This window comes from Kiloniella laminariae DSM 19542 (assembly GCF_000374005.1).
GTDB lineage: Bacteria > Pseudomonadota > Alphaproteobacteria > Kiloniellales > Kiloniellaceae > Kiloniella > Kiloniella laminariae.
The window spans coordinates 72804-88300 of record NZ_KB893166.1; the positions used below are offsets into that span (position 1 = coordinate 72804).

The window sequence follows — 15497 nt, forward strand, 5'->3', positions numbered from 1 at the left end:
TACTTTAAATGAGGAGTGTTTACGAGGGATCCCGGTCAAGTATTTCTATATCGTCACCGAGCCGGCCAACAAAATCTTCGAAATCACTTACTTCTTTAAAGTCCCGGTACACCGAAGCAAAGCGGACATAGCCAACCTGATCAAGCGTAGCCAAAGCATCCATGACCAGCTCACCGATCAAATCCGATGCAATCTCGCTTTCACCGGAGGATTCAAGCCGCCGAACAATTCCGCTGACAACACGTTCAATCCGGTCTCGCTCAACATCTCTTTTTTGCAAGGCAATATTCATGGAGCGGGAAATTTTTTCCCGATCAAAAGGCTCGCGATGGCCATTTCCCTTTATGACGGTCAGCTCTCGGAGCTGAACCCTTTCAAAAGTGGTAAAACGAGCGCCACAGCTCGCACACTGCCTGCGGCGGCGAATGGCTGCATGATCTTCTGTTGGTCGCGAGTCCTTGACTTGCGTTTCCTCACTGCTACAGAACGGACAGCGCATATTTCCTCACTGTTTCACCCCGAAAGGTGATCCGGGTTACGTTTCAAAACGAAGCGCAACCCGGAGTACTATTTAGATCTCCAGATTTGGATAGATCGGGAATGCGCGGCAAAGCGCCTGCACTTCCTCTCTGACTTCCGCCTCGATTTTGGAGTTATCTTCGCGGTTTGCAGCAAGTCCATCAAGAACTTTAGTGATCAACTGACCAATTTTCTTGAATTCTTCATCCTTGAAGCCGCGTGTGGTCCCTGCTGGCGTGCCCAAACGAATACCGGAAGTCACCATCGGCTTCTCCGGATCAAACGGAATACCGTTTTTGTTACAGGTCAGGCCAGCACGATCGAGGCTTTCTTCTGCAATATTTCCTGTCAGACCTTTGGGGCGTAAATCTACCAGCATCAGGTGTGTATCTGTGCCGCCAGTTGTAATGGCAAAGCCGTTTTCGACAAGCGTCGCAGCCAAAGTCTTGGCATTACTCACAACCTGTTTGGCATAATCCTTGAAGGCAGGCTCAAGAGCTTCTTTAAAAGCAACAGCTTTGGAAGCAATACAGTGCATCAAAGGGCCACCCTGCAGGCCCGGGAAGGCTGCTGAGTTAATTTTTTTACCGATATCCAGATCGTTGGACAGAACCATCCCGCCACGGCCTGCACGCAAGGTTTTATGCGTCGTAGTGGTTACAACATGCGCATGAGGCAAAGGACTTGGATGAATGCCAGCGGCAACCAGACCGGCAAAGTGGGCCATATCAACGTGGAGATACGCGCCGACTTCGTCTGCAATTTCACGGAACTTTACGAAATCGATAATCCGGGGATAAGCAGATCCGCCGGCAATAATCAGCTTAGGCTTGTGCTCGACAGCCAGCTTACGGATTTCATCAAAATCAAGTTCATTGGTTTCCGGGCTCACGCCATAACAAACAGCATTAAACCATTTACCGGAAAGGTTCGGACGGGAACCGTGGGTCAGGTGCCCACCAGAGGCCAGATCGAGCCCCATAATGGTCTCGCCCGGCTTTACCAGAGCCAGCATAACACACTGGTTTGCCTGTGCGCCGGAATGTGGCTGAACGTTGACATAAGCACAATCGAACAGCTTTTTTGCACGTTCAATAGCAAGCTCTTCAACAACATCGACATGCTCACAACCACCATAATAGCGACGGCCAGGATAACCTTCGGCATATTTGTTGGTCAAAACTGTTCCCAATGCCTGCATAGTAGACAGGGATACAATATTTTCCGATGCGATCAGTTCAATCTGATTCTGCTGGCGGGAAAGCTCGTGGTTGATTGCTGCTGCGATTTCCGGATCAGTCTGAGCCAAAGGCGCAGTGAAGAAGGTTTTCGTATCTAAGCTCATGGCAACTTCACTCTCAGGTAAAGGTGATTATTTATCCGAGTTTTTCGACGCGACGCTGATGGCGTCCGCCAGCAAACTCGGTGTTCAGAAAAGTATTCAGGCAAGCTTTCGCCACCTCAATACCTGTTGTTCTGGCTCCCAGGACCAGAACATTGGCATCGTTATGCTCTCGCGATAAACGGGCCAGTGTTTCATCGTGACAGAGTGCAGCGCGAATGCCCGCATGACGGTTTGCGGCAATGGAAATACCGATCCCTGACCCGCAAACCAAAATGCCGGTTTCAGCGTCCCCGTTCTGGATTGCCTTGGCCAGAGCCGTTCCAAAATCCGGATAATCCACAGACTCTGGTCCGTTGGTTCCCAAATCAAGAACGTCATACCCAAGCGCCATAACGTCTTCTTTCAGACTGTCTTTCAGCTCATATCCTGCATGGTCTGAAGCCAGAACGATCGTTTTTTTAGTCATCTGTCCGCACATCTGTTATCTCAATCAAGCTTGGTGACTGACATACCACAAGTACCTTTCCAAAGGAAAGAGAATGCATGGCATATAGCCCGTTCCGAAAAGGACAGGATCAATTGTCAGGTCACAAACTCTCTTGAAATTCTGCTGTCGCGACAAGTTATAAAATGATTCTTTTGCTGCCTGCACGACAATTAACGTACAGTTTTTAGATCATCTGCGGCATGATCATTTCATCAATAATAAACACCGCCCCCTTAAAACCCACACAAAAGTGCTATTTTTTGTGTTTTTTTATTAAATACAACATAATTAATATGTAATATTGTTTCAGATTTTCCTCATCCCAGGTTCACACCCTGGGCTTAATGCACAAAACCCCTATTCATAACATGGGCTATTTTGTTACACCAAGATGAAGGATAAGGAGATTAATCAGGATCAGACAATTATCCCGCGTTGTTTTTTTACCTTGCCACTTTCTTCCAAGGTCTTTTTCTCTGATTTTCTCATAACAAATAACAATTTTTTCAAAACAGTTGCCTTCAAAACAGCTTCTGTTTCTCGAGGATCCCCGACAATAGACACCTCAGTCATGCTCTCTTCGTGAAAAGCGCTAACCTTCACATAGGCCCCTACCTGGGCAAATTCGATGATAACACCGGGGGCAGAGTTACTCACACTTCGATACCCTCAACAAAAAGGCCTCCGTGTAACACAGAGGCCCCATAACAATACTTAAACACAACCTCTCTGCTATGCAGTCGGGTTGGCGCCTCCACCACGGGGCATGGGAGATGACCAAAAAAGTTGTAATCGATGCAAAGTTGCAGTTGTCACCTTTAGGTCTTCGGGAGAGACCACACCACCGCTGATCTGTTCGGCATGGGCGTCAAACAATCTGGAGATGGCATGGTAGATCTCGAGACCACTGCCTGAAGCGCGTACATGGAATGATCGGCGGTCATGGGCAGAGCGTTCCTGATTCAGATATCCGTTCTCAACCATCTTTTTAACGTTATAGGAAACATTTGATCCGAGATAATAGCCACGGTGGGTCAATTCCCCGACCGAGAGCTCCTCTTCACCGATGTTATAGAGGATCAGGGCCTGAATATTGTTCAGATCCCGTATGCCGCGACGATCCAGTTCAGCCTTTACGACCTCAAGACACTGCCGATGCAGGCGTTCCACCAGGGAGATAGTTTGCAAATATGCGGCCTTCACGATGTCCTCACCTAACCATAAACTTTTTAAAAATCTGGTTATATCTTATGCGAGAGGCGTTAACGGTGAATTAACCCAATGTCGTTTTGTAAAAAGCAAGATATCTGCACAATATTTTTTCTTTTCAATAACTTAAAATTCATTGCTAGAGAGAATTACCAAGGAACTTCAATCATGAGGATACGCTGCACAAACGATAACACAGATTGTTACGAAATCGGCCCCTCGTGCCTTGTTTGAGAATCTCGCTATTAAACAAAAGATTTTAATCTTGCCCGCTGCAGTTGGCCTGACTTAGACTACCCGCATTAGCGCTGATTTGGAGCTCAGCTTGCGGGCGCTTAAGAAATGCAGCTAAAATGACCGAAAGCCACCATCCGTATTTTGCTTTCTCGTGATTTTTTGTGACGTTTCTTTCCTTACCGCTAAGCTAATCCACCAGATCCTTGTGCATCAGTTTTCCTCGGAAAACCAAATTAAACGGGTGAATTCATGACCATTGAGACAAAGAATCCTGAAACGCTTGTCTTGCATGCAGGCTATCGTAACGATCCTCAGACAGGAGCGGTCGCCGTACCGATCTATCAAACCACCTCCTACCAGTTCAACAGCGCGGAACATGCAGCCAATCTTTTTGCGCTCAAGGAATTTGGTAATATCTACACCCGTATTATGAACCCGACCACTGCAGTTCTGGAAGAACGCATTGCCGCCCTGGAAGGTGGTGTCGCAGGCCTCGCGGTCAGCTCCGGGCAGGCTGCCAGTACACTGGCAATCCAGAACGTCGCCAAGGCCGGGGACAATATTGTCAGCTCGACCGAACTCTATGGCGGCACCTATAACCTTTTTGCCAACACCCTCCCCAACATGGGCATTGAGGTCCGTTTTGTTGATCCGTCTGATCCGGAAAATTTCCGCCGGGCCACCGATGAAAACACCAAGGCCTATTACGCCGAGACCTTGCCAAATCCCAGTCTCCGGGTTTTCCCGATCAAGGAAGTCGCTGACATCGGAAATGCAGTCGGTGTTCCCCTGATTATGGACAATACTGCGGCTCCCATACTTTGTCGCCCCATTCAGCATGGCGCCCATGTTGTGGTCTATTCCACCACCAAATATATCGGCGGACATGGCACTTCAATTGGTGGCATGATCGTAGATGGCGGCAATTTTGACTGGGAAGCCAATTCTGCCCGCTTCCCGCTTCTGACCCAACCCGACCCCAGCTATCACGGCGCTGTCTGGACCGAAGCCGTCAAACCCCTCGGCCCAATCGCCTATATCATTCGCGCCCGCGTTGTCCTGCTTCGGGACCTCGGCTGTGCCATGTCACCGATGAATGCTTTCCAGTTCATCCAGGGCCTGGAAACCCTCCCCTTGCGCATGCGTGAGCACTGCCGCAATGCCAATGCCGTAGCCGAATTTCTGAGCAAACACTCTGCTGTTGAGAAGGTCATTCATCCAAGTGTTGCCACTGGTAAGGAACGCGCACTGGCGGATCAATCTCTCAAGGGTGGTTATGGGGCTCTGCTCGGCTTTGAACTCAAGGGCGGAAAAGAGGCTGGCCGCAAGTTCATTGATGGCCTGAAGATGTTCTTCCATGTTGCAAACATCGGGGATGCCCGCAGTCTGGCCATTCACCCGGCCACCACCACTCATTCCCAACTCAGCGCGGAAGAACAGGCGGCAACAGGAATATCAGAAAGCTATGTTCGCCTTTCCATCGGAATTGAGCATATCGATGATATCCTTGCCGATTTGACCCAGGCTCTGGAAGCAGCAAGTAAGTAAGTCAAAATTTTGCGCAAGCTCCAGACATAACCAAAAGAAGCAGGAGAGAAATTCCTCTCCTGCTTCTTTTCGGAGTCATTTTAGGGATGAAATAAACCTACCCTATTTTCCGGACTTCCGAGAGGAAAACCCGGACTTCGTTGTTCAATCCGCCTGCCTGTTTGGTCAACTCGGATACCGCATCAATAACCGTGTTGGCCTTGTTACCGGTTTGCTCGCAGGCATCGTTAACCTCCTTCATTGACTCAGTAACCTGTGTAGTACCGGTCGAAGCTTGGCTGACATTACGGGAAATTTCCTGGGTCGCCGCAGTTTGCTCTTCAACTGCAGCGGCGATACTGCCAACTGTCTGTTCGATTTCCGAGATAATTCGGCCAATATTTTCCATTGCGGTAACGGCTTTTTCTGTGATCGACTGAACCGCACCGATCTGGCTTGAAATCTCGTCGGTGGCCTTTGCGGTCTGGGAGGCCAGTCCCTTGACCTCATTAGCCACGACAGCAAAACCTTTCCCTGCGTCACCAGCCCTTGCCGCCTCAATGGTTGCATTCAACGCCAGGAGATTGGTCTGCTCGGCAATATCTGTGATCAGCTTGACGACCTCCCCAATCCTTCCCGCGCTGGCAACCAGTTCCTGCACGGTTCCCTGGGTATCATTCGCGATAGATGACGCATTACTGGCAACTTCGGAAGAGCGGCTCGCCTGATTCGAAATTTCCTGAATGGAAGCCAGAAGTTCCTCTGTTGCAGCCGCAACAGTCTGGACATTCCCCGACGCTTCATTTGCGGCGGAAACCACCGTTGCGGATTTAGCGAGAGTATTGTTTGAAATATCCGACATTTCTGTCGCACTGTTCGACATAATCTGGCTGGCCGATTCAACTGCCTCAAGCACAGACGCGACATTTTTATCAAAACCTGTTGTCAACTCCTCCAGACGCTTTGCATTGGCAATCTGTTGTGCCCGCTGGGTTTCCTGTTCTACTGCCATCTTGTCGGCCTGAACCATATTGTCGCGAAAGACTTCAACGGCTCGTCCCATCTCGCCGATCTCGTCTTTCTGATCCACGTGGGGGATCTCGACGCCCGTATCTCTTCCGGCAAGCCTGAGCATTGTTGAAGTAATCTGCTTGATCGGGCCACCGATACTTTTAGCCAGAAACACCAGCAAAGCCAGCGATGCCAGGATTGCCAGTCCCGTAGACATGGCAATGATCAGGGATTGACGGGAAAAAGCAGCATCCATGGCAAGGGTCTTCTCATCCAGAATTCCGCGCTGACGCTCCGTAGCTTCATCAACAGCTTTCAGCACTTTCTCGAGAAAAGGCCACCCCTCCCCCTTGCGCTCCATCTCCCTGGCCTGCTCATGCGTAGCCGGATCAGCCATAAGGGCAATCTGCTTTTCATAAACATTGTCACGAAGACTGACGATTGTGGTTTTCAACTCCTGCGCCAAAGCTTTTCCATCAGGGTCGTCTTGGAAAAGAGCGATCAGTTTTTCAATATCCCGGTCAAAAGCTGCCGTTGTATTTTTGAAAATCCCGACGAGGTAGTCGTCTGCTGTAACCATGATACCACGTGTAAGTGATGTCATATTCAGGAGATGAACCTGCACACTGCGCAATTCCACTGTTGTTTCATAGGCATGGGCAGCCTGTTTGGCTGCCTTTTCAACGGCCCGGTTCTCAACATATATCAAGGCAGAAAAAGCCAGAATAATTGCCAGTATCACCGACAGCCCGACACTCAGTTTCTGCACGATTTTCAGATTGTGGAACCAGTTCATCTTGTCTCCTGTGAGGACATGCCTCTCTGACGTAATCAAACTGCCATTCTCCACATAATTCATTACTAAAAGTTGAAATCTTTATAATTAACCCTTTCCACAAAAGAAAAAGGGCGAAGAGACAAGCCCTCCGCCCAACAAATAATAATTTCAGAAGATATTTTTATTGAGAGAAAACAACACCATACTTGGAGAAACCTTCTTTCCCCTCCCCCAGATACTTCACAGCATCAGAAGTTTTGAGAACTTCCTTACCAGCAGGTGTACTTTCGAAAACAACCTGAACATTTCCAGAGATCTGGGCAAAACCCCAGTTATTATCCGCGCTGGGATCAAGGGTTTCCTGATCAAAGATATAGTTGGCCAGAACGGTCCGGTTTTCGTCCGGCGCCTGGATAATCACGGTCGATCCATCCAGTCCAGGGAAACTTCCCCCACCGTGCGCACGGTAATTATTGGTCGCAACAATAAACTGTGCTGCCATATCCAGCGGCTTTCCCTGATAGCTTATATCGACAATCCGGTGGCTGTCAGGGTTCACAACCTCCCCTTCCTTGCTGTAACGCGCGGGTTGGGTCAGATCGATGCGATATTCCACCCCATCAATGACATCAAAATTATAGGAGGGGAAGTTATCGTTGAGCAATTCCTGCTCTCCGGTTTTGCCAGGATCAATCTGATTGAAAGCACCCGCGGACATTTCCAGCCACTCACGTACCTGGCCCCCGTTTAACAGCACCGCCCGAAGAGTATTGGGATAGATATAGAGATCCGCAACGTTTTTGAGCGCGATCTGTCCTTCGGGAATATCGGTGTAATATTCAACACCTCCCCGGCCGCCAGCCTTGAAAGGTGCACCTGCCGAAAGAACCGGGATACCACTGTACTCTGTCCCTTCAATCAATTTCTCAACATACCATTTCTGAGCGTTGGTCACGATCTGGATCGAAGGATCGTCCTGCACCAGAGCAAAAAACGAATTGATCCCCGAGCTGGTTGTCCCAACAGATTTCCCCATAAAGGCGATGGTTTCCTCGTGTTCCTGCTTGACCGCTGCGATAATTGCCGGATCAGCCTCAACCAGGGCAACCTTGTCACGTCCCTCCCGCTTGTATATCTCGCGCGTGGATCCTGTGCTGTTGACGACTTTCCATTTTCCTTCAGCATCCACATCCAGCGTCATGTCAACAACACCAAGATGACTGCCCCAGAAGCCTGGCATGGTTGCCGCAACGCCATTGATCGTCCCCTTGTCTACATCCACACCTTCAAGACCGGCGTAGTCCTCGGAAGGGAAAACCTTGTGCGCATGCCCAAAAAGGATGGCATCCAGCCCTTCAACTTTCGAGAGGTAATAGGTGGCATTTTCATCCCGCCCCTGAGCAGTGACATCACTCAGGCCAGAATGAGGAACCGCGATAATAATATCAGCTCCTTCAGCTTTCATTTGCGGCACATAGCGTTGGGCTGTTTCAACGATGTCGTGGGTTACGGCCCGTCCCTTGAGATTGGTTTCATCCCACTGGGTAATCTGTGGCGGCAGGAACCCGATAACACCGATCTTGATTGCATGTTTTTCCCCTGTCGCATCAACCATTTCGCGGTTCAGAATAACATAGGGGTCATAGAGAGGTTTGTCATTGGTGGGATCAGCGTCTCCATCATCGGCAAAAACGTTGGCTGAAACATAGGGAAAAGCCGCGTCGTTGATGCTTTCGTTCAGGAACTCCAGCCCATAGTTGAATTCGTGATTCCCCAGGTTACCCGCATCATAATCCAGCAGATTCATCGCCTTGAAAACCGGGTGGACCTCTCCCGCTTTCAGCCCACGTTCCTTGGCCATATAATCACCGAGCGGATTGCCCTGGATCAGATCCCCGTTATCGATCAGGATCGAATTCGATACCTCTTTGCGGGCTTCCTTGATCAGGGAAGCCGTTCTGGCCAAACCAACAGTTACCGAGGCCTGATCCTGATAATAGTCATAATCAACCACATGGACATGGATGTCTGTTGTTTCCAGAATACGGAGCTGAACCTCTGTCGCGGAAGCAGCGGTAACACCCAGGGCAAGAAGTGCTGATCCAGCCAATAAATATCGTTTCATAAATACCACCTGTGAATGAATTCCAGACCGAGCAGTCTACCCATCGAGGGCCTCCCCTGCCAAGCGCATATCCATGACAGTGCCTTTACAGATTTATTTATGCCGTACAAAAGTTCCGAAAGAGATATCCCGGACAGAGACACCCGAGAAAAACACCAAAGAAATATCAGTACTTTGAAAACGCGACGATCTGCCTCGCCAGATTCCACGGGATAATACCCCTGACCAACTTGCAATCGTTCAGGGAACGAGGGAAAGTAGCGAAAACGAATCCTCTTGGGAGAGAAGAAGTGAACAGTAGCTACAGTCAGGACCTCGTCGTCCGCCCGCGCCGCACCCGCACGGATGCCTGGACCCGCCGTCTTGTGGCTGAAAACCGTCTCTCGGTCGATGACCTGATCTGGCCCATTTTCCTGCAGGAAGAAAACGGCAGCTCGGAAGTTGCCTCCATGCCAGGGGTTAAACGCTATGGCCCCGATTGCCTCATTGACGCCATCGGAGCAGCGATTGAGCTGGATATTCCTGCAATTGCCCTGTTTCCCTATAACAATCCTGCCACCAAGACACCTGATTGCCGGGAAGCCTACAATCCGGATAATCTGATCTGTTCGGCCAGCCGGGCCATTCGCAAACACTACAAAGACGTTGCCCTGATCGGGGATGTTGCCCTTGACCCTTATAATTCTGATGGTCATGACGGTCTGCTCAAAAATGGTATTATCCTGAATGATGAAACTGTAGAAATTCTCTGCAAACAGGCCCTCGCCCAGGTTGAGGCCGGGTGCGATTACGTCGGCCCCTCTGACATGATGGATGGCCGTATCGGTGCGATCCGCGATACCTTGGATGAGGCCGGGCACACTTACGCAAAAATCATGTCCTATACCGCAAAATACGCCAGTGCCTTTTACGGCCCCTTCCGCGATGCTGTCGGCGCCAAAGGAGCCCTGAAAGGCGACAAGAAAACCTATCAGATGGACCCGGCCAACAGCGAAGAAGCCCTCCGACTGGTCGAACTCGACATGCAACAGGGGGCAGATATGGTGATGGTCAAGCCGGGCCTTGCCTATCTCGATATTATCCAGCGGATCAAGAGCACCTTTGGCGTACCGACCATGGCCTATCAGGTCAGCGGTGAATATGCGATGATCAAAGCAGCTTCGGCCAATGGCTGGCTCGACCACGACGCCGTTATGATGGAAACCCTGATGGCCTTCAAACGCGCGGGTACCGATGCCGTCTTGACGTATTTTGCACTCGATGCTGCCCGTATTTTAAAATAGTACACAGGATCAACAGTCCGAATTGGTAGTAATTTTCTTGAAATTATTACTGAATTAGCAAAAGGGCTTTCTTTAAACAAAGAGCAAGAAGCGCACAGACATAGATAAACCTCTAGGGTTTTCTACCTGATATTTGTCAGTTGAGGAAACGGGTATTAGTTAAATTATACAGGAGTTTGATTGTGCTTGATGGAATCTATCTTTGGATGTTTGAAGATGCGATTGAGGCTGGTGTATGTAGCGATGTTTCATTTTGCATTGCTCACTATCAAACGCTGTTGTCCGGTATGGTGGCTGTTTTGGCAGCTATAGTTACTGCTGTTTTGGTTTATTATTCTGCAACAGTTCCTGTGCGTGAGCAAAGACGAAAGGATCATGAACAGAAAGAACAAATAAAAGCAATTATCGAACTAGAATTTAAAGAAGAAATGAAGCTGGTAGCTAAACGTGCTCGGGCCATAAAAGGGTCCATTATCACGTACAGAGCGTCCGATGTTCAAGTAAATGACGATAATAGAAAAAGGCTATTTTTGCCTGAATCTGACTTAGTCACCCAGCGCGAACTTATGTCTCTTCAAGACAGGAATACAGTTGCAAGATTCTTATCCCTGATGTCCCTAGTTTATGCTCACCAGCAAAATATAAGGGATACAGGCTCTTTTGTTGACGACAACTACTATAATCAAATCAACGGTAGGCTTGACCTTATAAGGTCAATAGCCCTCACTCTTGCTGGCGCTGCTGTTAATATAGATGAATAGGTAACTATCACCTCTGATTGAGCGCAGAGGCGTAGAATGAATTTCAAAAGTCTGGTTATGTACTGTTCTTGCACATCCGTTCCAGTTATCATCACCGCTTCCCTTTCAAGGCACCGACCCCATTTTTATCGAGTCGGTGTTTTTATAGCATTTCCAGGAACGGGAAATTTCCGGTCCATCATTAAACATTGGAGGCAACAATGACTTTGCGTCTGGGCGATACCGCCCCTGATTTCACTCAGGATTCAACTGAGGGCTCGATCAACTTTTATAATTTTGTCGGCGACAGCTGGGCGGTTCTTTTTTCTCACCCAAAAGATTTCACTCCGGTTTGCACCACAGAACTGGGGTATGTCGGCAAGCTGAAGCCTGAATTTGAAAAACGGAACGTCAAGGTACTTGGCCTGAGTGTAGATCCCCTGTCTGATCACACCCGCTGGGTTGGAGACATCGAAGAAACTCAAGGGCATCCTTTTAACTTTCCCTTGCTTGCAGATGCGGATTGCTCTGTGTCCAACCTCTATGACATGATTCATCCCAATGCAAACGACACTCTAACGGTTCGGTCTGTCTTTATTATCGACCCGAATAAAAAGGTGCGTCTGATCATCACCTACCCGGCCAGCACGGGGCGGAATTTTGACGAGATCCTCCGGGTGATTGACTCTCTTCAGCTCACTGAAAACTACAAGGTGGCAACACCTGTGAACTGGAAAGACGGCGAAGATGTCATCATTGTTCCAGCACTGAGTGATGCAGAAGCTAAAGACCGCTTCCCCAAAGGATGGGTTGCCCACAAACCCTATCTGCGGGTAACACCCCAGCCAAACAAATAAAAACCCGTCTTTATCAAAAATCAGAAAAGCCCGGCTCATCCGTCGGGCTTTTTTGTTCTTTCTTTACGCCCAATCCACAGAGAAACTTCCCCTCTCCTTGACAAAACGCTCATTTTAAAATAATCATTTTAGAATAATCATTTTAAAATGAGCGTTTCATGGGCCGTAATCTGGAATTTGATCATAACCAAGTCTTAAACCGGGCAATGCAAGTGTTCCGAGAAAAGGGATATGAGAAAACCTCAATCAAGGAGCTTGAAAAAGCGACCGGGCTGTCCTCAGGCAGCCTCTATAATTCCTTTGGCGGGAAGCAGGCTCTCTTCGCCGCAGTCATGCAACACTACAATACAACTGTCGTACAGCAGCGGATCAAACATTACCTTGAAGAAGCTTTTGATCCCTTGCAGGGAATCAAAAACCTTTTCCACTCTCTCCTGAATGAACCCGGTAAAACCAGCTACGGTTGCTTGTTAACCAACACTGCTGTTGAGTTTAACAATCATAGCACCGTAGTAACTCAGGATTTGGACACCGGTTTCAAATTGCTGGAATCCGGATTTAGAAATCAGCTTCGGAAATGTCATGGCATGGGTCTGGTTTCAACAGAGACTTGCCCAGAGCAAACCGCCCTACAGCTGCTTGTCTTTTATCAAGGTATTCTTGTGTTTGTCCGGAGTGGCTTACGACACAGGGAGGTAACTCTTTTAATAAACAAGACACTTAACCAAATTCTTGGAGGAAAAGCCCTATGATCAAGCAAGAGAGGAATAGAACAGTTTCCAATCTGAACAAGACTGTACCTGACACGACAGAAGATTTGTGGAACAGGTATGCAGCCAGCTGGACGAGCGCGCCTGATATCCGAGACAAAGAACTGGCCTTCTGTCTGAGTGAAGGAGCAAGCTATTGCGATCCTGTTTCCGAAGAACTCAATGCAATGGAACTATCCAGCTATATGTCTCGTTTTCAGGAAGCATTTCCCGGTCATAGATTCAGAATCAATAAAGTCCAAGAGCATCACAATAAATCACTGGCTCAATGGGAAATGTTAGATCAGGCCGGTAGAGCAATTCAACAGGGCGTCAGCCATGTTGTTCTTTCTGCTGATGGGAAATTTCAAAAAATTTCGGGCTTCTTTGATCTGCCCGAAAACTGAATAACCAATAAAATTTAAAGGAAGGGAGACGCCAGTATGTCAGCAAATAATGAGCTCACCAGATATATTGTCGATCAGCTCTCTTCTGTAGGCGAAATCATTCCCGGGCGGTTCTTTGGCGGAATCTCTCTCAAATGCCGGGGTCGACAGTTCGCAATGGTTATGAAAAGCAGTCTCTATTTTCGGGTAAATAAAAAGACCCGGGAAAAATACCTTGAGTACGGCTCCACGCCTTTTAGTTATAAGACCAAAAGCAAGCGTGTTTTTGTCAGGAGTTATTTCGAAGTTCCTGCAGATATACTCGACGATAGTGAACAACTTGCAAGTTGGGCAGAGAGAGCTATCACTGAAGCTGAATAGCCCTCTCTGCCCTGCTTGTCTGATATGCTATTTGACAGCTGCTTCCTGTCTTGAGCCCCCAATGAAGGAGCGCCTCAGACGTTGCAGAGTGCTCTCCTCGCCCAGCACTCCTCCCAGCTGTTTCAAATGTCCCCGCACCCGGGAGCTCATGGCAACAGTTCCATCATTCATAAAGCCTTCGTGGTTCTTTTCTATTTCGGAAAGATCATAGCTGTAATTCACCATAATTCCCGCTGCCTGTGCGATGCCCTTCTCGGAGGTATCTCCCAGCCAGTTGATCTGGTTGAGCTGAGCCCCATTCTTGAGGTGGAACCGCGCGACTGGATCAAGAGCCCGTCCCTTGGCATCTTTTTCAAGAAAATAGGCCACACAGAGCCGCATCAAGGGGCCGCTCAGAAGCGCAGCCAGTTCCGGGTTTTCAAACCACTCCTTGTCCTGGAAGCACAAAAAGATCGCCGTTTTCGCCTCTTCCGCACCGGTTTTCTTCTTCAGGCTTGCCATTTCTTCTGTCGTTACAGCATCCTTAAACAACTCCCCGTCCAGATTGGCCAGCCAGCTCCGGAAAGCCGGAACGGGGGACAGGGTTGCATAGCGCTTGATCCAGGGCATTTCATGAGACAGATGCTGTACCACCTGTTTGATCAACTGCTCCCCAAAACTGATCCCGCGCAAGCCGGTCTGCGTGTTGGTAATCGAATAGAAAATAGCCGTATCCGCATCCCGGGAGTTCCCTAGAGGAGCCTCCTGATCGAGAATATCCTGTACATTTCTTGCAACACCCTTCACCAGAGCAACCTCGACAAAAGCCAAGGGTTCATCCGGCATACGGGGATGGAACAGAGCATAACAGCGCCGGTCTGAATCAAGGCGGTTTTTCAGATCCCCCCAGGAGGTAATCTGGTGAACAGCCTCGTAGGCGATCAGCTTTTCCAACAGGGCCGCCGAGGTATTCCAGGTCATTTCAACCAGATCGAGAAATCCCGGGTCAAACCAGGAGCTCAAAAGCTGTTGCAAGTCCTGGTCCAGCGCTTCGAGATAGGGGTCCTTGCCTTTAAAACCGAGCAGATCATTGCGCAGGTCAACCAGGAATTTCACTCCATCGGGCAGAGCGTTGAACTGGGTCAGGAGCTTTAGTCGGCCTGGCATTGCCGCTTGTCGCAGATGGTAGGCGGCAACCACGCGCTCTGCTTCATTTTTTGACGTTTGAAATTCGGAAATTGCCTGTCTAATCAGCTCTTCGCTGGCGCAAAAATCCTTAGCCAGGAGCGTTATAAAAAGCCTGCGACCTTCCTCGTCCATTTCAAGGTAGGCCTGCCCCAGTTCTGCCGTCCGCATTCTTGCAGAAACTTCACCGCCACGGCCATTAAGACAGCTCTCCATCATCTTTTTGAGATTTTTTTTATCAACCGATGTTTCCGAATTGCTCAACCCCAAAGTCCGGGAGGCACTCTGGGCAATATCACGCCAAGCCCCGGCAATATGAGACAGGGCACTGCCAACCGGCTGGCTCGTATCTGGCATTTTCATTCTCCATCAATCAATCTGGCAATCTGGCAATCTGGCAATCTGGCAATCTGGCAATCTGGCAATCTGGCAATCTGGCAATCTGGCAATCTGGCAATCTGGCAATCTGGCAATCTGGCAATCTGGCAATCTGGCAATCTGGCAATCTGGCAATCTGGCAATCTGGCAATCTGGCTCCATAAGGTTTGCTCTCCGGCACCAATCTTCAAGAGCTATTTGCATGATATCACTTCCTGAAGAGTTATCTGTGGCATCATTTGTCGCAGGAGAGCAGATTGTTTGCCTTAAAAAGACCGCATCATAAAAATATATAGCCAGAGACTTATTACAGCCCAAATC

16 protein-coding genes and 1 riboswitch are annotated in these 15497 nt (G+C 48.9%); of the genes, 8 read left to right on the top strand and 8 right to left on the bottom strand.

What is annotated here, in order from left to right; translation table 11 throughout:
- Positions 1-19: 19 nt before the first annotated feature.
- From nrdR to B152_RS0115400, 5 genes are all read right to left on the bottom strand, one after another.
- Positions 20-499: a transcriptional regulator NrdR gene (gene nrdR, locus B152_RS0115380; protein WP_020593319.1), complete on the bottom strand. Its 480-nt coding sequence runs from the start codon at positions 497-499 to the stop codon at positions 20-22.
- A 72-nt stretch (positions 500-571) separates the two neighbouring features.
- On the bottom strand, positions 572-1864 hold the full coding sequence (glyA, locus tag B152_RS0115385) for a serine hydroxymethyltransferase (protein ID WP_020593320.1): 1293 nt from the start codon (positions 1862-1864) through the stop codon (positions 572-574).
- 31 nt (positions 1865-1895) lie between these two features.
- Positions 1896-2330, bottom strand: coding sequence for a ribose 5-phosphate isomerase B (gene rpiB / locus B152_RS0115390; protein WP_020593321.1), 435 nt, complete (start codon positions 2328-2330; stop codon positions 1896-1898).
- 438 nt (positions 2331-2768) lie between these two features.
- Positions 2769-3008 (bottom strand): DUF6898 family protein, encoded by a 240-nt coding sequence (locus B152_RS24015; protein ID WP_020593322.1) that lies wholly within the window; start codon positions 3006-3008, stop codon positions 2769-2771.
- 75 nt (positions 3009-3083) lie between these two features.
- Entirely contained in the window at positions 3084-3539 is a 456-nt protein-coding gene (locus B152_RS0115400) for a MarR family winged helix-turn-helix transcriptional regulator (protein ID WP_211212223.1), read from the bottom strand.
- 316 nt (positions 3540-3855) lie between these two features.
- Positions 3856-3933, top strand: a riboswitch (SAM riboswitch).
- Positions 3934-4046: 113 nt separating this feature from the next.
- Between B152_RS0115400 and B152_RS0115405 the strand changes: the two genes are divergently transcribed.
- On the top strand, positions 4047-5345 hold the full coding sequence (locus B152_RS0115405) for an O-acetylhomoserine aminocarboxypropyltransferase/cysteine synthase family protein (protein WP_020593324.1): 1299 nt from the start codon (positions 4047-4049) through the stop codon (positions 5343-5345).
- A gap of 97 nt (positions 5346-5442) precedes the next feature.
- On the opposite strand, the gene B152_RS0115410 is transcribed toward B152_RS0115405, so the two are convergent.
- The gene (locus B152_RS0115410) at positions 5443-7131 is read right to left on the bottom strand and encodes a methyl-accepting chemotaxis protein (RefSeq protein WP_020593325.1); all 1689 of its coding nucleotides are present in this window, start codon (positions 7129-7131) and stop codon (positions 5443-5445) included.
- Between the two features lie 163 nt (positions 7132-7294).
- Positions 7295-9238 (bottom strand): bifunctional 2',3'-cyclic-nucleotide 2'-phosphodiesterase/3'-nucleotidase, encoded by a 1944-nt coding sequence (locus B152_RS0115415; RefSeq protein WP_020593326.1) that lies wholly within the window; start codon positions 9236-9238, stop codon positions 7295-7297.
- Between the two features lie 290 nt (positions 9239-9528).
- On the opposite strand from B152_RS0115415, the gene hemB reads away from it, so the two are divergent.
- The 6 genes from hemB (at position 9529) to B152_RS0115445 (ending at position 13634) form a co-directional block, all read left to right on the top strand.
- Positions 9529-10521 (top strand): porphobilinogen synthase, encoded by a 993-nt coding sequence (gene hemB / locus B152_RS0115420; protein WP_020593327.1) that lies wholly within the window; start codon positions 9529-9531, stop codon positions 10519-10521.
- A 182-nt stretch (positions 10522-10703) separates the two neighbouring features.
- A complete protein-coding gene (locus tag B152_RS0115425) occupies positions 10704-11282 on the top strand; it encodes a hypothetical protein (protein WP_020593328.1) in 579 nt (192 codons plus the stop codon).
- A gap of 200 nt (positions 11283-11482) precedes the next feature.
- Positions 11483-12118 (top strand): peroxiredoxin, encoded by a 636-nt coding sequence (locus B152_RS0115430; RefSeq protein ID WP_026261606.1) that lies wholly within the window; start codon positions 11483-11485, stop codon positions 12116-12118.
- Positions 12119-12276: 158 nt separating this feature from the next.
- Positions 12277-12870 carry a TetR/AcrR family transcriptional regulator gene (locus B152_RS24020; protein WP_083921917.1) on the top strand — a complete coding sequence of 198 codons (594 nt, stop codon included), beginning with the start codon at positions 12277-12279 and terminating at the stop codon, positions 12868-12870.
- A complete protein-coding gene (locus B152_RS0115440; protein WP_020593331.1) occupies positions 12867-13274 on the top strand; it encodes a hypothetical protein in 408 nt (135 codons plus the stop codon). The genes B152_RS24020 and B152_RS0115440 overlap by 4 nt, the downstream gene beginning before the upstream one ends.
- A 36-nt stretch (positions 13275-13310) precedes the next feature.
- On the top strand, positions 13311-13634 hold the full coding sequence (locus tag B152_RS0115445) for a TfoX/Sxy family protein (RefSeq protein WP_020593332.1): 324 nt from the start codon (positions 13311-13313) through the stop codon (positions 13632-13634).
- A 27-nt stretch (positions 13635-13661) separates the two neighbouring features.
- Here B152_RS0115445 and B152_RS24025 read toward each other — a convergent pair whose 3' ends face one another.
- Entirely contained in the window at positions 13662-15155 is a 1494-nt protein-coding gene (locus B152_RS24025) for a malonyl-CoA decarboxylase (RefSeq protein WP_033406670.1), read from the bottom strand.
- Here B152_RS24025 and B152_RS25905 point away from each other — a divergent pair.
- A complete protein-coding gene (locus tag B152_RS25905) occupies positions 15114-15395 on the top strand; it encodes a hypothetical protein (RefSeq protein ID WP_020593334.1) in 282 nt (93 codons plus the stop codon). The genes B152_RS24025 and B152_RS25905 overlap by 42 nt on opposite strands.
- The last annotated feature ends 102 nt before the right edge of the window (positions 15396-15497 follow it).